The organism is Streptomyces sp. NPDC050703 (assembly GCF_040654435.1).
Lineage (GTDB): Bacteria > Actinomycetota > Actinomycetes > Streptomycetales > Streptomycetaceae > Streptomyces.
Map to the genome: position 1 here is coordinate 41,576 of NZ_JBFAHX010000005.1, position 17,914 is coordinate 59,489.

General features: G+C 74.4%; 17 protein-coding genes. 7 read left to right on the plus strand and 10 right to left on the minus strand.

Going from position 1 to position 17,914, the window contains the following annotated elements; all coding sequences use genetic code 11:
• Positions 1-163: 163 nt before the first annotated feature.
• From AB0I16_RS06435 to AB0I16_RS06450, 4 genes are all read left to right on the plus strand, one after another.
• Positions 164-412 carry a hypothetical protein gene (locus tag AB0I16_RS06435; RefSeq protein ID WP_363248169.1) on the plus strand — a complete coding sequence of 83 codons (249 nt, stop codon included), beginning with the start codon at positions 164-166 and terminating at the stop codon, positions 410-412.
• 213 nt (positions 413-625) lie between these two features.
• Positions 626-922, plus strand: coding sequence for a hypothetical protein (locus AB0I16_RS06440; protein WP_363248171.1), 297 nt, complete (start codon positions 626-628; stop codon positions 920-922).
• Positions 923-1,439: 517 nt separating this feature from the next.
• On the plus strand, positions 1,440-1,631 hold the full coding sequence (locus AB0I16_RS06445; protein WP_363248355.1) for a chaplin: 192 nt from the start codon (positions 1,440-1,442) through the stop codon (positions 1,629-1,631).
• A 140-nt stretch (positions 1,632-1,771) separates the two neighbouring features.
• Positions 1,772-2,644 carry a chaplin gene (locus AB0I16_RS06450; RefSeq protein WP_363248172.1) on the plus strand — a complete coding sequence of 291 codons (873 nt, stop codon included), beginning with the start codon at positions 1,772-1,774 and terminating at the stop codon, positions 2,642-2,644.
• A gap of 254 nt (positions 2,645-2,898) precedes the next feature.
• Here the strand turns inward: AB0I16_RS06450 and AB0I16_RS06455 are convergent, their stop codons facing one another.
• Positions 2,899-4,161 (minus strand): FAD-dependent oxidoreductase, encoded by a 1,263-nt coding sequence (locus AB0I16_RS06455; protein ID WP_363248356.1) that lies wholly within the window; start codon positions 4,159-4,161, stop codon positions 2,899-2,901.
• A 1-nt stretch (position 4,162) separates the two neighbouring features.
• Complete coding sequence (locus tag AB0I16_RS06460) at positions 4,163-5,497, minus strand: ATP-grasp domain-containing protein (protein ID WP_363248173.1); 1,335 nt, start codon at positions 5,495-5,497, stop codon at positions 4,163-4,165.
• A gap of 129 nt (positions 5,498-5,626) precedes the next feature.
• On the opposite strand from AB0I16_RS06460, the gene AB0I16_RS06465 reads away from it, so the two are divergent.
• Entirely contained in the window at positions 5,627-6,985 is a 1,359-nt protein-coding gene (locus tag AB0I16_RS06465) for a glycosyl hydrolase (RefSeq protein ID WP_363248174.1), read from the plus strand.
• Here the strand turns inward: AB0I16_RS06465 and AB0I16_RS06470 are convergent.
• The 8 genes from AB0I16_RS06470 to AB0I16_RS06505 form a co-directional block, all read right to left on the minus strand.
• A complete protein-coding gene (locus AB0I16_RS06470) occupies positions 6,979-8,073 on the minus strand; it encodes a GNAT family N-acetyltransferase (protein WP_363248357.1) in 1,095 nt (364 codons plus the stop codon). The two genes, AB0I16_RS06465 and AB0I16_RS06470, sit on opposite strands and share 7 nt — an antisense overlap.
• Positions 8,074-8,078: 5 nt before the next feature.
• Positions 8,079-8,750 carry a lipopolysaccharide biosynthesis protein gene (locus AB0I16_RS06475; RefSeq protein WP_363248175.1) on the minus strand — a complete coding sequence of 224 codons (672 nt, stop codon included), beginning with the start codon at positions 8,748-8,750 and terminating at the stop codon, positions 8,079-8,081.
• The gene (locus tag AB0I16_RS06480; protein WP_363248176.1) at positions 8,747-9,892 is read right to left on the minus strand and encodes a glycosyltransferase; all 1,146 of its coding nucleotides are present in this window, start codon (positions 9,890-9,892) and stop codon (positions 8,747-8,749) included. The genes AB0I16_RS06475 and AB0I16_RS06480 overlap by 4 nt, the downstream gene beginning before the upstream one ends.
• Positions 9,889-10,590 carry a polysaccharide deacetylase family protein gene (locus AB0I16_RS06485; RefSeq protein WP_363248358.1) on the minus strand — a complete coding sequence of 234 codons (702 nt, stop codon included), beginning with the start codon at positions 10,588-10,590 and terminating at the stop codon, positions 9,889-9,891. The genes AB0I16_RS06480 and AB0I16_RS06485 overlap by 4 nt, the downstream gene beginning before the upstream one ends.
• A gap of 76 nt (positions 10,591-10,666) precedes the next feature.
• Positions 10,667-12,340, minus strand: coding sequence for a lipid II flippase MurJ (locus AB0I16_RS06490; protein WP_363248177.1), 1,674 nt, complete (start codon positions 12,338-12,340; stop codon positions 10,667-10,669).
• Positions 12,337-13,701 (minus strand): O-antigen ligase family protein, encoded by a 1,365-nt coding sequence (locus tag AB0I16_RS06495; RefSeq protein ID WP_363248178.1) that lies wholly within the window; start codon positions 13,699-13,701, stop codon positions 12,337-12,339. Before AB0I16_RS06495 ends, AB0I16_RS06490 begins: the two co-directional genes overlap by 4 nt.
• Before the next feature lie 5 nt (positions 13,702-13,706).
• Positions 13,707-15,203: an exopolysaccharide biosynthesis polyprenyl glycosylphosphotransferase gene (locus AB0I16_RS06500; RefSeq protein ID WP_363248179.1), complete on the minus strand. Its 1,497-nt coding sequence runs from the start codon at positions 15,201-15,203 to the stop codon at positions 13,707-13,709.
• A complete protein-coding gene (locus AB0I16_RS06505) occupies positions 15,200-16,375 on the minus strand; it encodes a glycosyltransferase (RefSeq protein ID WP_363248181.1) in 1,176 nt (391 codons plus the stop codon). The genes AB0I16_RS06500 and AB0I16_RS06505 overlap by 4 nt, the downstream gene beginning before the upstream one ends.
• A 385-nt stretch (positions 16,376-16,760) precedes the next feature.
• Here AB0I16_RS06505 and AB0I16_RS06510 point away from each other — a divergent pair, with 385 nt between their 5' ends.
• The gene (locus AB0I16_RS06510; protein ID WP_363248182.1) at positions 16,761-17,000 is read left to right on the plus strand and encodes a chaplin; all 240 of its coding nucleotides are present in this window, start codon (positions 16,761-16,763) and stop codon (positions 16,998-17,000) included.
• Between the two features lie 261 nt (positions 17,001-17,261).
• On the plus strand, positions 17,262-17,846 hold the full coding sequence (locus AB0I16_RS06515; RefSeq protein ID WP_363248183.1) for a hypothetical protein: 585 nt from the start codon (positions 17,262-17,264) through the stop codon (positions 17,844-17,846).
• Positions 17,847-17,914: the final 68 nt, after the last annotated feature.

A 17,914-nucleotide genomic window follows, 5' to 3' on the forward strand; every position in this document is an offset into this window, starting at 1 on the left:
ACCGCGCCGACGGCTTCCAGGGTGAAGGCCACCCTTCCGGCGGAGTGGCTTCTGTTCTTCCCCATCGTTTTCCTGATGCTGACATCTGTGGCGAGCTATTCGTAGCCCGTGCACGGCATCAATCGTCTGTTTCGACTGAACGCACCAACGGTGGAGGTCCATCTTGCGTCGCAAAGAAGCTGCAGTTCTGTCCCTGTCGGCCGCAGCCCTCCTGATGGTGGGAGCGGGAACCGCCCACGCGGGCGACGACGAGGCGAAGTTCCAGAACAACACGCAGATCCTGTCCTGCCTGACCCTGGAGGTCCTGGACATCCCGATCGCGTCCTCGGCCAACAATAATATCGACTGCTCGAAGAACGAGTACTCCGGTACTTACGAGCGGATGGCGGTTGTGGCGAGTCAGCAGCACTGACCCCGAATGGAGCAAAACCTCCCGGGAAGCCGCTTCGTTGACTGATTGGTGACGCCGGAGGTCCGACCGCCATTCTGATGAATGAATGGTGTACGCCGGTGGCGCCGGTGTTAGTACTGGGTGAAGACGTGTGATAGCCCAGTAGTAGGGACTTTCCGCTTCCGCCAAGGATTCGGAAAGACGAACAAAAGCACACGCCTCATAGGAGAAATCGTGAAGCTCAGCAAGGCCCTCATCATCACCGCCGCTGCGATGGCCGTTGTCGGCGCCGGCGCCGGAGCCGCCCAGGCCGCAGACGACGACACCACCAAGTTCGAGAACAACAGCCAGATCCTCAGCTGCGACGTGGTCGAGGTCATCGACATCCCGATCCTGTCGTCCGCCAACAACAACCTGGACTGCTCGAAGAACACGGAGGAGGAGGAGGAGAACACCAAGATCGTGCACGTCGAGGAGGACGACCACTCCAAGGCTGCCGTGATTCTCCCCCGGAACTCGCACCACCGCTGACCGTGGCCGCCCGCCGGTCACCGTGCACGGCCGGGCGAACCGAAACGGTTTCGTGTCGCTCCGGGGCTACCCGGAGCGACGCATGCATGCGGTGAAAACTCCCGTCATCTCCGGGGCTTTTCATCCTGCGCCACGGGCATGTCCCGGTGCCTTCCGCCGAACGGCGGAACGATGATTCGATGAATCACTGAATCACTGAATCAGTGAATCAGTGAATCGATGATTCGCTCGCGCACCGAAGTGCCCGGTCGGGCCGTCCGCCTCACGGCGGGCGGCCCGTCTTCATTCATAGGAAACACGTATGACCCGCCCGACGCCACGCCGCATTCGGGTGAATTTTCGCGGACCGTCAACGCTCCGGTTTCCTCCTCTCTCTTCGCTCGTTGGGCAGAGGCCAGGTCACGGTGCGGGAAGAGGTTTTTCCCGCCCGGCTCCTGTCGCCGTACAGGCGTGGCCCGTAAGAAGGGGAAAAGCTGTGAAGCTCAAGAAGAGCGCAACGATCGTCACCGGCGCCGTCATGGCCCTCGGAGCGGGTGCTCCCGCGTTCGCCGGGGCCGGGGCCGAGGGGGCGGCCGTCGGCTCCCCGGGTGTCGTCTCCGGCAATGTCGTCCAGATTCCCGTCCACGTTCCGGTCAACGTGTGCGGCAACACCGTCGACGCGATCGCGCTCCTGAACCCGGCGTCCGCCGACTTCTGCGCGAACGACTGACGTTCGCGGTCCCGCTGTTCCCGCTGTGTCTCGGCCGCCCGCGGAAGCGCTCCGGCTCCGGGGCCGGCTCCTCCATCGCACAGAGAAAGATCAATAGATTGCGACAGGCCCTCAGCAAAGGCATGCTCTCCGCCGCGGCCGTGACGAGCATTCTGTCCCTGTCCGGCGCCACGGCGTTCGCCGACTCCGAGGCGAACGGGCAGGCCACGAACTCGCCCGGCGCCCTGGCGGGCAACAACGCGCAGGCACCGCTCGACGTGCCGCTCAACGTCTGCGGGAACACCGCAGACGTCGTCGCGGGACTCAACCCCGCCTTCGGCAACGAGTGCGAGAACGTCCTGGGGCACCGGGAGTCCGCCCCGCCCTACGGGGAGCCCCCGCACCACGGCGGGCAGCACCACGCCGAGCCCGAGCGGAAGCCCGAGCAGCGCCCGCACGTCCCGCAGCGCCCGCACGAGGAGCCCCGCTCGCACGACGAGCACGACGAGGAGGCGTCGAGCACCAGCGGTGCCGTCGCCGAGGGCGAGGCGGTCGGCTCCCCGGGCGCGGTCGCGGGCAACGGCGCCCAGGCCCCGGTCGACGCCCCGGCCCAGGTCTGCGGCAACCACGCGGGAATCGCCTCCCTGCTCTCCTCCGTCTTCGGCAACGGCTGCGACGCTCCCGCCACCGAGCCGGGCAAGGAGCACGAGGAGCAGGAGGGGCACGAGGGGCACGAGGGGCCTGAGGAGGAGTGCGAGGAGGGAGAGTCGCCGCGCGACCCCGCCCCGCACGCCCCCGGCACCGGGCCCCGGATCGTGCCCCCCGGCCCCGTCGAGGTGACGTCGTCCACGCCGAGGGCGCCGAAGCACGCGCCGCAGACGACGCGCGAGGACCACCCGGTCGAGACGCGGGCGCAACTGGCCGAGACGGGCGCCGACGAGATGCTCTACGGGGCCGCTGCCGCGAGCGCCGCACTGCTGCTCGGCGGAGCGATCCTCTACCGCCGCAGGGCCACGTCCTCCGCTGACGAGTAGTTCCGTACACGTCACGGAGAACCGCCCACGGGGAACCGCCCCCGGGAACCGTCCGAGCCCCGCTGCCCGCCAGGCGGCGGGGCTCGGTGGCGTCGGGGCCGGCGCCGGCGTTGGAGGCCCGGCCCCCGCGGACCATCGCGAACACGGGAGCCGGGCCGGGTGCCGTCTCCGCGTCACCTGACCAGAGACTAGGGGCGGGCCCCGGCCCGCGCGCGTGGCACGCCTGGCCGCGCCCGGCGTGCCACCCGATCCGATCAGCGCGCGGACACCTCGGCCCGGCGCGTGACCCCCTCGCGGCTCTGCGCGGGCAGCAGGGCCACCGGCCGGCGCCCCACGTGGCGCCGGACGCCCCGCACCAGGGCGGCCGCGGTGAACGAGGCCCCGTACACGAAGCGCATGCTGGGGCCGAAGCTCGACGCGGTGGTCAGGCCCGCCGTGAAGAGGCCGGGGGACGACGTCTCGAAGCGGTCGCTGACGTAGGGCGAGCCGTCCCCGAGGCGGAGCAGGCGCGCGCGCAGGCCCGGGGCGAGGACGTCGAGCCTGTCGGCCGTCGCCCGGAAGCCGGTGGCCGCGATGACGTGGTCCGTCACGACGAGACCCGCCGCCCCCTCGCGGTTGCGGGTCCGCAGCCGCACCCGGTGGCCCACGCGCTCGGCGGCCTCCACACGGACCCCCGCCCGCAGGGGGACGCCGGACTCGACGCGCTCCCTGACCCACCACGCGCCGGCCGGGCCGAGGGCGGTGGCGGCGGCGTGCGCGCGGACCTCCTCCGGCAGGCGGCGGAAGAGGCCGGGGGTCCGGGTGTAGAAGGCGTTGCGCCACCCGCGGCCGAGGCCGGTCCGCGGGGCGCGCAGCGACTCCCACCAGGGCCGCCGCAGGGGCGCGGGCGGCGCGTTCCAGGCCACGCGCGGCGCGCGGGCGAGGACCCGCACCCGGGTGCCTTGTTCGGCGAGGAGAGCCGCCGTCTCCAGTGCCGCCTGGCCCGCGCCGAGCACGGTCACGTCCTTGCCGCGGAAGCGCCCGAGGTCGGCGTGGTCGCTGCTGTGCGAGACGAGGTCGGCGCCCAGGTCCCGCAGGACGCCGGGGACTTCGGCGAAGGGCAGCACGCCGACCGCGAGGGCCACGGCCCTGGCGTGCAGCTGCTCGCCGTCCTCGGTCCTGGCCGCGTAGCCGTGGGCGGTGGTGTCGACGGAGGTGACGAGGCGTTCGTCGACGGGCGGCGCCGCCCGCCGGGCGAACCACAGGCCGTAGGAGGCGAAGTGCTCGACGGGCAGGGGGCGGCCGTGCTCGGCGGGCAGGCCGTGCCGGGCGCAGTAGGCCGCCAGGCCGTACCGGCCCGCGGGGTCGGAGAGGTCGGAGGCCCAGGGCTCGGACTTGAGGAACATGCCGCGCGGCATGTTCTCCCGCCACGACGCCATGGGCCTGCCGACGACCCGTACGTCGAGGCCGGCGGCGGCCGCGTGGGAGGCGATCGAGAGGCCGTAGGGGCCCGCTCCGACAATCAGCAGGTCATGCACGTCATGCATCGGTGACAGCTCGCTCTCTGTTCGTCGTGCCGGACGGGCCCGTGGGGTCGGCGGGGGCGGCCGGGCCGGGGAGTGCCGCGGGGAGGGGGAGGGGCGCGGGGGCCGGGGCGGCCGCGGGCCCGCGGCGCAGTCGTGCCGCGAGGCGTCGCAGCACGTGGCGGCACCACAGCCGGCGCATGGCCGCCCCGGGGGCGGGGTCGTCGCCGCAGTGCCAGGCCAGTTCGCGCGGCGGTGACGGTTCGCGCCGGCCCGGCAGGGGGAGGGCGCGCAGGGCGGTGAGCGGCGCGTAGTTCTCCACCAGGAAGGTGCGGCCGACGAGGGGCCGCGGGGCGGGCACCGCCCGGTGGGTGAGGTCCAGGTGCAGGGCGCGCACCACGTCCGTCCCCGTGCCGTCGGCGAAGAGGCGGAACTGGGCGCCGGGGCGCGGGTTGAAGTCGATGAGGTGGAAGTCGCCGGTACGGGCGTCCCTGCGGAAGTCCAGGTCGAAGATCCCGCGGTAGTCGAGGGCCGACACCAGCCGGACCGTGGCGGACCACAGGTCGTGGTTCGCGGTCCACTCGCCGGTCACCGTGAGGCCCGCCGAGCGCGGCCAGGAGCGGTGCTTGCGGCCCGTACCGCCGCCACGTACGGCGCCGTCGCCGCCGGCGCAGCCCTGGACGAACCAGTCACCGTCCCCGGCGTGTCCGGCTCCCGGCACGAACGCCTGGAGCAGCAGGGCGCTGCCGGCCTCGCCCCGGCGCTCGAACAGGGCCACGGCCTCCCGCGCGGAGCCGATCACGGTGGTGCTGCGCAGGCCGGCGCCCCGGGGGAGCAGCCAGGGGCGGCTCCACTTCGCCACGGCGGGCAGCCCGATCGCGCGTACGGCACGGGCGGCTTCGGCGGCCGACCCGGGGGCGAGGGTGTGCGGGTGCGCCACTCCGGCCCGTGCGCACACCTGGGCCAGGGTGGCCTTGTCTGCGACGTGCTCGGCCGTGGTCCCCGACGGGCGCGGCAGCAGGTAGAAGGCGCTCAGCTCCGCGTGCAGGGCGCTGACCGCGAGGGCGCCCGCGTCGTCCATGGGGATCAGCACGGCGGGCCCGGTGAGGTGCCGTGCGACCCGGCGCAGGGCGCGCGCCACCTCGGCGGGCGGCGCCCCCGGCGCGGGCGGCGGGTGCATCCGGTGCAGGTGCCGCGAGTGCCGTACGGGACTTTCGTGGTCGTCGGCCACCAGATGGACCTCCACTCCCGCGCGTCCCAGGGAACGTACGGCGCCCAACGTCCCGTGGTGGAAAGGATTGCGGTCGATCCGCAGAAGGACCGCGGGGGTGCGTGTGTCCAGTGGAAGCAATGTCGTCCTCCCTGCTCGGTCGCCCTTGTGGGCGAGGTGGCGTAACGCGGGATTAGAAACTCGATTGGCGCAATAGAGATAAATATGACGGCACGTCAGGACGTGAGTCGGGAAAGAGGAGGAGCGGTCATGGCCCCACGGTGCACACGACGCAGGGAACGGCTTTCTCTCATCGCCGGAGGAATTGCCGCGTCAATGGTCATCGCCGCCGCGCCGGCCTGTGCGGCGGCTGTTCCGCGCGACGCGGGGCCACCCGGCCCCCCGGCCGCACCGGGCGCCGCGCCGACGGACCCCACGGCCGCGGCGACGAGCGCGCCCGCGCCGCCGGCCCCGGTCGCCACAACCCCGGTCGCCCCGGCCCCACTCGTCCCGGTCCCGGCCCCGGTGCCGCCGGGCGACGCTCCGGCACCGCCCGCCTCCTCCGGTCCCGTCCCGCCATGGGCCCCGGAGCCGCCGAAGGCCCCCGGGCCGGTCGGGGCGCCCGCCTTCGGCGCCTATCTCGACTACGGGACGGCCGGGGTCGAGCGCATGGACGCGCTGAGCAAGTGGCTCGGCGGCATGGAGCTGCGGGTCGGGCACACCTATCTCCCGGGCGACCGCTGGAGCAACATCGCGGGCGCGCCGAAGTTCCTCGAAGGGTGGGCGGACTGGCGCAGGAAGAAGGACGACAGGCTTTTCGTGCTCAACGTGCCCATGCTGGAGCGGAACGAGGAGCGCGTCGGGGACGCCGAGGTCGCGGCGCTGCTGCGCAGGGGGGCCGCAGGCCACTTCGACGACCACTTCCGGGTGCTCGCCCGGCGCCTGGTCGACCTGGGCGTGCCCGAGACGGTGATCGTGCTCGGCTGGGAGATGAACGGCACGACCTACACGCATCGGTGCGGCCCGGACCCGGAGTCCTGGAAGAGGTACTGGAACAGGATCGTCACCACAATGCGGTCGGTGCATGGACAGAGGTTTCAGTTCGACTTCACGCCCAACAGGGGGCGCGACGCCATTCCGTGGACGCAGTGCTATCCCGGCGACGAGTCCGTCGACATCATCGGCATGGATTCGTACGACCAGCCGAGCGGAATGTCGTTCGACGAGCAGGTCAAGGAACCCTATGGGCTCCAGGACCACATCGATTTCGCGGCGGCCCACAACAAGCCCATCTCGTATCCCGAATGGGGTCTTTTCCGCAACGGAGACAACGAAGAATACATGCGCGGCATGCTGGAATGGATGAAGGAAAAGAAGCCGTTGTACAACACCCTCACCGACTACTGCCCGCACGGCGTGTGGCAGTGCACCACCAACCCCGGTGCCGCGGCGGTGTACCGGCAACTCCTCTCCGCGGGGATCGGGGACCTCGCCGCACCGGCGGGACCGGCCGAACCGGCGAAGCCCTCCGCGTGTTCCCCGACCCGCGCCGGCCAGTGGGCGGGGCGCTGGCTCGGCAACAGGTTCTGCGTCCGGTTCGACCTGGAGGAGGGGGCGGACCGCTACTGACCCCGCCGCGCCCGCAGCTCCCGCAGCCGCGGCTTCGCCCACTCACGGGCCGACGCGTACCCGGCCGCGGCGGCGAGGAGCGGGGCCGTGGTCCCGCGGGCGAGCAGGAAGCGCTGGTTGGTGACCGGGTCGGGGCGCCAGTGGTGCTTGTACGGCTCGTTGCCGCGCAGCAGGCTCAGCGCGCGGCGCTGCTCGCCGGCGGTGTGCCGGGTGGCCGCGTCGAGGAGCATCGTGGCCACGTCGACCTTGCGTTCCCTGAGGCTGGGGTGGGCACCGTACAGGTAGCCGCCGGCCAGCGTGCCGGAGAGCAGGGTCAGATCGGCGGCGAGGACCTCGCCGTCGAGGCGGAACTCGGTCACCACCGCCTCGCCCGCCGCGACCATCGGCCGCATCGAGCGCAGCAGGTGCTCGCGGAAGCGCGGCTGGAGGTGCTCGGAGGTCACCTTCCGGCCCGCCCACTGGAGTTCGTGCAGGTGCAGCAGGGTGTGCAGGGAGGTCTCGACCTCGTCGGCGGGCACGACGCGGCTCTCCACGCCGAGCGCGGACAGCTTGCGGATCTTGGCCCGGGTGCGCTGCGCGCGCGGTGCCGGAAGGCGCTTGAGCAGGTCGTCCATGGGCAGCGCGGGCAGTTCGAGGCAGGGCGAGTCGGCGAGCGCCCGCTTCGGGCCGTCCCAGAGCCCGTAGACGCCCTCCAGGCAGGCGCCGGGCCGCACTTCGCCGAAGTCGATCAGCGCGGTCCCGGCGAGCCGGCGCAGCCCCGCCACGAGCGCCCGCGCCCCCGCCTCGCGGCAGGCGTCGTCGATGAGCACGTCGGTGAAGTCGGAGATCGCGCCCCCGAGCGGGCGCAGGACCGGGCCGCGCACCCGCATCAGGGGCGCCGCCGCGACCAGCCGGTCACCGTCGCCCACGAGCACCACCCGCAGCCGCCCCGGCCGCCCGTACGACCGCCACCAGGAGGACAGCCACGCATGGCTCTGGAACGGGGTGGCCGCCGCACAGGACAGGTACAGCCGCCGCCAGGCCCCCGCGAGCGCCTCGAACTCCGCCTCGTCCACGCACACCCGGAGCGTCGGGGCGTGGTCCCGCACGGCCGTCACGGGGCGCTCCTCGCCAGGACGGACGCGGGGCCGGGCACGGAGGCGCCGGGGCCGGGCCGCGTACGGGCGTGCGGGCGTACGAGGAGGGCGAGGCCGCCGATCAGACCGCCCGCGCAGCCGCCGACCAGGGCGGTCACCCCGGCGGAGAGCGAGGACGGCTCGGCCGGGTCGAGGGCGCGGGAGAACGGCAGCAGTTCGACCTGGGTGCTCTCCTTGGAGTGGTCGGCACCCGTGGAGAGGGAGCGGGCCACCGCGTTGGCCGTGAGGGCGGCGCTCCCGGGCGTCGTCGCCGACGCGGAGATCGCGATCATCGGCGCGTCGGGCGAGGTGGCCACCTGGATGCTGTCCTGCAGCCGCGTGGGCGACATGCCCGCCGCCACCTGCGCGTCACCGATCACGGCGAGCTGCTTCGCCACCCGGCCGTACGCCTGGGCGTAGCCCAGTGCCGCCGCCGGGTCGGTCTTGCCCTGCGGCACGACGACCACGTAACTCGTCGCCGTGTACTGGGGCGTCTGCAGCACGCCGTACCCGGTGCCCGCGAGGAGGCCGAGGAGCGCGCAGGCCGGCAGGGCCGTCCAGCGGGGCAGCCGTGCGGCGCGGGCACGCAGGGGGGCGAGGCGGGCGCGCAGGGCGCCGAGCCGCGGGCGTTCGTTCACGGGGTCGCTCATCGGGGGGTCACCTCCGGGGTCTGGCCGGAGACGACCGATGTGTAGACACGCATCAGCTGTCCGGCGCTGCGGGTGATGCTGTAGTGCTCCGCCGCGGCCGGTGCGGCGCGGCGCGCGGGGATGCCGCCGCGCAGGCCGTGCAGCGCCCCGGCGAAGGCGTCCGGATCGCTCGCGCAGCGGACGGCGTCGGCCGCGACGCCCTCGGGGAGGCCGTCGATGGCGGGGCACGACGAGTACAGGACGGGCAGGCCGCCGGCCATGCCCTCCACGAGTGCGAGGCCGAAGGCCTCCTCGGGGGACGGCGAGGCCAGCGCGTCCATGGCGGAGAGCAGCGAGGGCAGGTCGGGCACGCAGTCGGCGGCGGTGCCCTCCTCGTGGCCCGCCTCACCGGCGAACCGCACCCGGTCCGCGAGGCCGAGCCGCTGGGCGAGGCCCCGCAGCTCCCGCTCCTCGGGCCCGCTGCCCACCAGCAGGACGAGGACGTCGCGCGGCAGCCGGGCCACCGCGCGCAGCAGGACGTCGAACCGCTTGCCCGCGGAGAGCCGGCCGACGCCGCCGACGACGAACGCCGACTCGGGGAGGCCGAAGCGCTTGCGGACCAGGACGCGGGCGGCCGGGTCGTGGCGGAAGCGCTCCACGTCGACGCCGTTCGGCACCACCTGGATGCGCTGGCGCGGCACTCCCCAGCTGTTGAGGCGCTGCCCGACGGCGGGGGAGACCGCCACGGTCATCCGGCCGAGCCGCTCCCCCGCGAGGTACAGCGCGCGGACCCCCTTGGTCAGCGGCCTGCCCTCCATCTGCGAGTCGCCGAGGGAGTGTTCCGTGGCCACCACGGCGCGCACCCCGGCCAGGCGGGCGGCGACGCGTCCGTAGAGGCAGGCGCGGTACAGGTGCGTGTGGACGATGTCGTAGCCGCCCGCCCTGATGAGGCCGCTGAGCCGGGGCAGCACCGTGACGTCGCGGTTGCCCGCCATGCCGAGGTCGGTGACGCGGGTGCCGTCGGCGACGATGCCGCGCGCGACGGTGCCCGCGTTGGTCAGCGTGATGACGTCGCTCTCCGTCGGCAGATGGCGCAGCAGCAGGCGCAGTTGCTGTTCCGCGCCGCCCACCCCGAGGCCGGTGATGATGTGCAGGGCCCTCATGCCGTCACCGCCGGTCCCGCGAGCACGCGGTGCCTGAGCCGGTTGGTGCGCAGCTTCAGGCGCAGCCGCCAGGCGGTGTCGCCCTGGCCGATGTGCACGCGGGGCAGCGCGAGGGGCCCGGCGAGCGGGCCGGGGGCGATGGCGCAGGCGTAGCGGTACCCGGCGTCGTGCACGGCCATGAGCACCCGCTCGTCCACGTGCCCGTACGGGTAGCAGAACCCGGCGGGTTCCTCGCCCGTCACGTCGCGGAGCGCGGCCCGGCTCCCGGCGACCTCGCGGCGCAGCGCCGGGCCGTCGGCGGCGGTCAGGTCGGTGTGGGTCATGCCGTGCGAGGCGATCTCCATGCCCTCGGCGGCGGCGTGCCGGATGCCGTCGGCGTCCAGGAGCGGCTTGCGGGGGCCGAGCGGGTCCCAGGCGTTCTCCCCGGCGAGGCGGCCCGGCAGCACGAACACGGTGGCCGTGCACTCGTGGCGGCGCAGCAGCGGCAGCGCGTGGTCGACGAAGTCGCGGTAGCCGTCGTCGAAGGTGAGGCCGACGAGGTTGTGCTGGCGCCCCCGGGCGCAGGCCTCCGTGAGCTGCCTCATCGAGACGCCGCGCAGGCCCTGGCGCCGCATCCAGCGGAGCTGGGCGTCGAGGCGGTCGGGGGACACGGTGATCCCGTACGGGTCGTCGGCGGCGTCGGCCACGGAGTGGTACATCGCCACCCACGCCGGGACACGGGGTGTCCTGAGCCGCAGGAAGGGCTCCGTGTCCGACGGGGTGGGCGGGGTGAGGTCAACGGACATGACGCGGCTCTCCTGTCACTGAGCGGGTCACTGAACGGGTCACTGAGCGGAGTACGGACGGCCAGGGCTGTGCCTTGAGGAGCAGACCGAGGAGCGCGAAGGAGGCGGTGACCACCGCGCTGCTCGCCAGGACGGCGAGTGCGGGGTGCCCGATCACGCTCTCGGTGAGGGCGCCGAGCACCGTCGCGCAGGCGGCGGCGGCGGTGAGCCGGGCGAGCCGGGCGAGCACCGCCCTCGTCCTGACGGGCACGGTGTGCGGGCCGAGGCCGCGGAACAGGAGCAGGGCGGTGACGCAGATCCCGGCGGCGTTGGCCGCGGCGATGGCGTGGACGCCCCAGGTGCCGACGGCCAGGAAGCCGATGCCCGCGGTGGTGACCAGGCCGATGGACATCGCGTAGAGCGGCACCCAGGTCTTCCGCGCGACGGAGAAGTGGGCCCTGGCGAGCGCGCCGACCATGGTGTGGCCGAGGAGGCCGAGGGCGTAGACGCGCATGACGGAGGCCGTGATCTCCGTGTCCCGCGCGGTGAAGTGGCCGCGGTGGAAGAGCAGGTCGATGAGGGCGGGGGCGCTCGCGACGACCGCCGCCGCGCCCAGGAGCACCATGCAGCCCACGAGGACGAGGTCGCGCTCCACGCGGTCCCTGGCCCGCTCGGTCTCTCCGGCCGCGAGCGCGCGGGCGACGACGGGGAAGGTGACGGTGCAGAGCATGAGGGCCAGGGCCATCGGCATCTGCGCGACCTTCTGCGCGTAGTTCAGGTGCGAGATGGCGCCCGCCGGCAGCGAGGAGGCGAGGAACCGCTCGACGAGGACCTGCGACTGACGGCACAGCGCGAAGAAGAGCACCGTCCAGATGAGCGCGGTCTGCAGCGTCGCCTCCCCGGCCGGGGCCGGGCCCTTCGCCGTGTCCTCGGGCCGCCGCCGCAGCTCCCGCCGGAGCGAGGGCGCCTGTACGAGCACCATGAGCGCGCCGCCCACCGCGACACCGGCCGCCGCGGCCCGTACGCCGAAGGGGGCGGCCAGCAGGAACAGGGCGGCGATGATGGCGGTGTTGTAGGCGACGTACACCGTCGCGGGCGCCACGAACCGCTGGTGCGCGCGCAGGGCCGCGCTGCAGTAGCCGGTGAGCCCGAAGGTGAAGGCGCAGGTGGCGGTCAGCCGCGTGCAGTCCACGGCGAGCCCGGGGTCGGGCAGCCCCGGCGCGAGCACCTCCACCACGACGGGCGCCGCCGCGACGAGCAGCAGCGCGGCACCGGCGAACCACAGGGACATCCGCGGCAGTGACGCCCGCACCAGGTCGCGTACGGGGTCGGCGTCCGGTTCCGCCGCGCGGCGGGTCAGGGCGAGGCTGAACGCCGGTACGAGGAAGAAGGCGAGGCCGTCCTCGATGAGCAGTGTCGCGGCGAGTTCGGGCAGGGTCCACGCCACGAGGAAGGCGTCCGTGTCCGTGCCGGCGCCGAAGAAGTGGGCGAGCGCCTGGTCCCGTACGAGCCCGAGCAGCGAACCGGCCACGGACAGCGCGGCGGTCACCAGCGCGGCCCTGGCCAGGAAGGAGCCGCCGGTCTTCGGGGAGTGGCCGCTCGGCGGGGCCGGGGCCGTCACGGGTCCGGCCGGGCGCACCGCCTCGTCCGCCGGCTCCGCCGTCACCCCCGGGACGGTCGTCATCCGGTGGCCGCCTCTTCGCGCGAACCCACCGACCACCACGCCACCACGCCGAGCATGACCGCCGTGAGGACGGTGGAGGGCCCGCCGATGTCCGCGTAGACGAAGTCGACGAGCTGCCAGACGAGGAGGCCGCAGGCGAGCAGCGCGCAGTCCGGGCGGGCGCCGCCGCCGTCGCGCCCGGCGCGCTCGCCGTGCCACGCGCGCAGGGCGAGGACCAGGAGCGCGGCCCAGCTCCCGGCGAGCGCGGCCAGGCCGAGCAGGCCCTGTTCGGCGAGGACGAGGAGGTACATGTTGTGCGGGGAGAGCAGCGGCTGGCGGACGAAGCCGCTGCCCGCGCCCGCGGTGTCGCTGGCGGCGGACAGGGCGAGCGAGGCGTGGCCGTCGCGGTGGCCGGGGAAGCCCTTGAGCCCCACGCCGGTCACGGGGTGCTCGCGCCACATGTCCGCCGACGCCGCCCACATCGTGTACCGGTCGACGACCGACTGGTCGGGCGTCCCAGTGACCTGCGTGATGCTGCCCAGCCGCTCCTGGAGCAGGTCCGAGCCGAGGCCGAACCCGGCCACCAGGACCACGGCCGCCGCGCCCGCGGCGAGCAGGACGCGGCCCGCGCGGCGCGCCCCGGCGAGGCACAGCACGGCCGTGCAGGCCGCGGCCGTGGCGATCCACGCCCCGCGGCTGAACGACAGCGCGAGCGGCACGGTCAGCAGGGCGGCGCAGGTCACGGCCGCCGACCGCTGGCGCGGAGCGTGCGGGCGGAAGGCGAGCGCGAGGGCGCAGACGAGCCCGTAGGAGACGACCGTGGCCATCCCCATGACGTCCGTGGACCCGAAGGTCCCGACGGCACGGATGTCCTCGCCCGCGTACGAGGCGCCGGTGCCCGTGAGGTTCTGGTGCACGCCGATCGCGCCCTGCCAGAGGGCGAGCGCCACCAGCGCCCAGGCGACGATCCGGAGCCGGCGGGCGTCGCGGACCAGCACGAGCACGGCCGCGGGTACGAGGACGAAGATCTGGAGGTAGCGCGCGGCACCCGCGATGCCGGTCGCGGCCGACGGGGCGCCGAGGGCGGCGACGGTGACACCGATGACCGGCAGCCCGATGAGCACCGCGGCGGTCCTGGTCAGCGGGCGCCGGCCGGTGCGGACGAGGTGGACGACGCAGCCGCCGACGACCAGGGCGGAGGCCGCGTCGGCCACGGTGCCCGTACCGCCGCCCCCGGCGGCCTCGCCGCCCGCGGGCACCGGGAGCGCGAGCAGCGCGACGAGCAGCACCACCGGCAGGACCGAGGCGTCGCGCCGCAGCGCGCGCAGGGCGGCGTCGAGCGGCCGGGCGCGCGGGAGGACGGGGGAGGGGGCGTGGGTCACGGGCCTCAGCTCCCCGTGCGGCGCACGAGGCAGCCGACGGTGCGCAGCAGGATGCAGAGGTCCTGCCAGAAGGACCAGCTGTCGATGTAGGCGTTGTCGAAGCGGCACCGGTCCTCGATGGAGGTGTCCCCGCGCAGACCGTGGATCTGGGCGAGCCCGGTGATGCCGGTCGGCATCCGGTGCCGTTGCGCGTAGTGCGGGTAGGACTGGCTGAACTGCGCCACGAAGAAGGGGCGTTCGGGACGCGGCCCGACCAGGCTCATGTCGCCGCGCAGCACGTTCCACAGCTGCGGCAGCTCGTCGAGGGAACTGCTGCGCAGGAAGCGGCAGAACGCGCTCATCCGGCGCTCGTCCGCGACGCTCCACCGCGTGGCCGCCTCCTGCGGGTCGGCGGGCCGGTGGGTGCGGAACTTCAGCAGGGTGAAGAGCCGCCCGTCCTTGCCGACGCGTTCCTGCCGGAAGACGACGCCAGGGCCCTCCGTGGCCCGCAGGACCAGCGCGCAGGAGAGCAGCACGGGCGCGGCGAGCAGCAGCAGGGCACCGGAGACCGCGACGTCGAGGAGCCGCTTGCCGAGGCCCGTCCCCCGGCACCCGGCCGGCAGCAGCGGGCGGCAGCGGAACCCCGCCACGTGGGCCCGGGCGCTCTCCCGGGGCGAGGCGAGGCCGGGGCCGCGCGGGTCGATCTCCCAGAGGTCGCAGCCGAGGCCGCGCAGGGCGGTCAGCCGGTCGGCGGGCCCGGGAGCGTGGCCCGCGAGCAGCAGGACGGCGCGTACGTCGTTCTGGATGACGGCCCGGTGCAGTTCGTCCTCCGTGCGCAGCACCGGAAGTCCCGGCGCGGCGGGCGGCTCGGTGCCGTCCTCGTCGGCGGGCCGCTGCTCCGCGGCCTCGTCCACCACGCCGACGGGGCGCAGCCCGCAGCGGGGCCGCCGCAGCAGGGCCGCGGCCACGGCCTGCGCCTGCCCGCCGGGGCCGAGCACCAGGACGGGCCGTGGTCTTCGCACGGCGCGGGCCCGCAGGAGCCGGTGGACCAGGGCGCGCCCGCAGACGCCGGCCAGGCAGTGCGCGGCGGCTGCCCAGAGGAGGGTGCGCGGCGCGAGCTGCGGCAGGTGGGCGGGGAGGGCGGGCGCGAGCAGCGCGGCGACGCACCAGCCGAGGGCGATCCGGCCGCAGAGCGAGGGCACCTCGTCCAGGGTGGCGGGGACGGCGGTGTACCCGTACAGGCGGCCCCGCGCGTTCAGGGCGAGGACGCCGAGGACGAGCAGCGGCGCGAGCACGGCGATCCGCCGCGGCTCCGCCAGTGGGACCACGGCGAGCAGCGCGGCGGCGGCGTCGACGGTGAGCAGGGCGGTCGCCGTGCGCCGTCCGCGCGAGGGCCGCCTCGCCGGGGTCCCGGCGCGCGGGCCGACGGCGCCACGGGGCGCCACGACGAAGGGCCCGGCCGGGGTGTACTTGTCCTGCCGCGGCTGTCCCGCGGAGGAAGCGACGGTTCGTTCGGCACTCACGTGGACGTGGACTCCCTGTACTTGGTGGGCGCCGGGTACTTGGTGGGCGGCGGGCCCAGAAGCTCCCGGTACACCGCGTCGATCGCCGACGCGGTCCGCCGGGCGTCGTGGTGATCGAGGACATGACGGCGGCCCCGCCGCCCGAGCCCGGCCCGCAGCGGGCGGTCCCGCAACAGGGCGAGCAGGGCCCCTGCCAGCGCCGCGGGGTTCCCGGGCGGTACGAGGGCGTGCGCGCGGTCGGCCGGGGGCAGGCTCTCCCTGGCGCCGTCCACGTCGGTGACCACCACGGGGCGGCCACAGGCCATGGCCTCCAGCGGGGCCAGGGCCATGCCCTCCCAGCGGGAGGGCAGGACGACCACGTCGGCCGCCCGGTACCAGCCGGCGGCGTCGTCCGTCGTGCCGGCGAACGTGACGGCCGGGTCCGCCAGGTCCCGCAGCCCGGCCGCGTCGGGCCCGTCGCCGACGAGGACGAGCCGGGCGTCGGGCAGCGCCGCGGAGACGGCGGCCCAGGCGCGGAGCAGGACGTCCTGCCCCTTCTGCCGGCACAGCCGCCCCACGCACACCACGAGGGGGGCCCGCGCGAAGGAGGCGGGCAGCAGTCCGCCGCGGGCGTCCGCCCGGCGGCCGGGGGAGAAGCGGGTGACGTCCACGCCGTTGGGGACCACCGTGTACGCACCCGTGACGCCCGCCCTGCGGCCGGTGATCCACTCGGCCTCGCTGACGCAGACGATGCGGTCCGTCCAGCGGGCGGCACGCCGCTCCCAGCAGCGGGTCAGCGGCGCGGTGAGGCCGCCGACCGCCTCGAAGGACCAGGCGTGCGGCTGGAAGACGGTCGGGAGGCGTCCGCGCAGGGCGAGGCGTGCGGCGAGGCCCGCCTTGGCGCTGTGGGCGTGCACGAGCGCGGGCCGTACGCGGGCGATGACGCGGGCCAGGTCGCGTACCTCGGCGGCGAGTTGCGGCCCGGGGGAGCGCGAGGCCGTCCACGGGTGGCCGCGCACGCCGCCGTCCGCGGTGTCCCAGATCCGGGGCAGCGTGCCCTCGTCGGGGCAGGCCACGTGGACGTCGGCGCCCGCCGTGGCCTGCGCGCGGGCCAGGTCGGTGACCACCTGGGCCACACCGCCCTCGACGGGCTGGCTGACGTGCAGGATGCGCGAGCCCGGGGAGTGACGCATGACGGCGTTGGCCTTCCGAGGTGAAGAGCTCTGAACCACAGCGGAGACAAGACATGTGCAAGGAATGCCGGGATCTGACGTATATGACTGAAATATCCCAATCGATGCGCAACTGTAGCTCGGTGGAGGAGCAGCTCCGCCGATCCCCGCACGTGTGTCGGACCGGTGAAAGGCATGGTGGGGCGGGGTCGATGGAGACGGCACGCGCCTCCCGCGCGCGCACCGGCCGGTCGTCCCCGTCATCGGCCGTTGCCGCCGCCGTCAGCGCGGCACGCGGCGCACATCACCCTTCCGGGTGCACAACTCGTGGTCTGGATCGGCAGTTGATTCCCCGTACACGGGCATCCCGCCCGTGCGTCACACCCTTGCCAAGGAGCAGCACCCCATGTCCCGTAGCACCAAGGCCCTCGCCTTCTCCGCCGTCGCCGCCGCCGCCGTGGCCGGTTCGGCGGGCGCCGCCGTCGCCGATGCCGACGCGAAGGGCAATGCCTCCCACTCCCCCGGCGTGGTCTCCGGCAACGTCGTGCAGGTGCCGGTCCACGTCCCCGTGAACGTCTGCGGCAACACGGTCAACGTCGGCGGCCTGCTGAACCCCGCGTTCGGCAACAAGTGCGTCAACCACTGACACGTCGTCCGGAGAACGGCCGTCCCCGCTCCCGCGGGGGCGGCCGTTCCCGCGTCCGCGGCGGCGTCCGGGGGTGCGGTGCCCCGAATGGAGTGGCGTCCCGCGATTATCCGACCACCCGTCAAATACCGGCGCCACCTGCGCCGATGCGTCCGCGTGACCGGTGTGGCCGGGCCGCGGGGGAGCCGCTCGGTTGCGGTGTGCGTGCACCCCTCGCACGGTGATCGCAAGATCCGACGTATCACCGAAAGGCTGTGACCTATGCGCGCTCTGCCCGTACGGCGTATCGCGACCACCACCCTGTGCGCGACGCTGCTCCTCGGCACGGCCGGCCCCGCGCTCGCCTCCGCGGACACCGCCCCCGGCGAGGAGACCCGGACCGCGCCCCACACACCCGGCCAGTCGCCGAAGGCCCTGCTGGCCGAGGCGAAGCGGCTGCACGACGCGGGCGGCGTCATCACCCCGGCCGCCGACCTGCTGGTGGCGGTCCTGGAGGCCAAGGGATACGAGCTCTCCGTCGCGGCGGCCGACAAGCACGCCCAGGCCGTACGGACGGAGGCCCAGAAGGTCGCCGCCAGGCAGCCCGCCGCCCCGGCCGGCAGCTCCGCCGCCAGGGCCCCCGAGCCCCCGGCGGGCAGCCTCCCCGCCCTGCAGAAGACGGTCGACAACCTGCTCAAGGCCTCCACGACCGGCGACGCCACCGGCGTCGTCAAGGAGGGGCGCTCGCTCGTCACGGGGCTGCTCCAAGGGGTGCTCGGCGGCCTCGGCGGCGCGGCCCAGCCGGCGGCCCCGGCCCCGGCCGCGGTGGCTCCGGCCCCGGGAGCGCAGCTGACGCCCACGCTCTGAGGGAGGGACGGCGGGCGGTCCTCATGCGCACGGGCCTGCGGGAAGTTCCCGGCTCAGGGGTTTCCGCA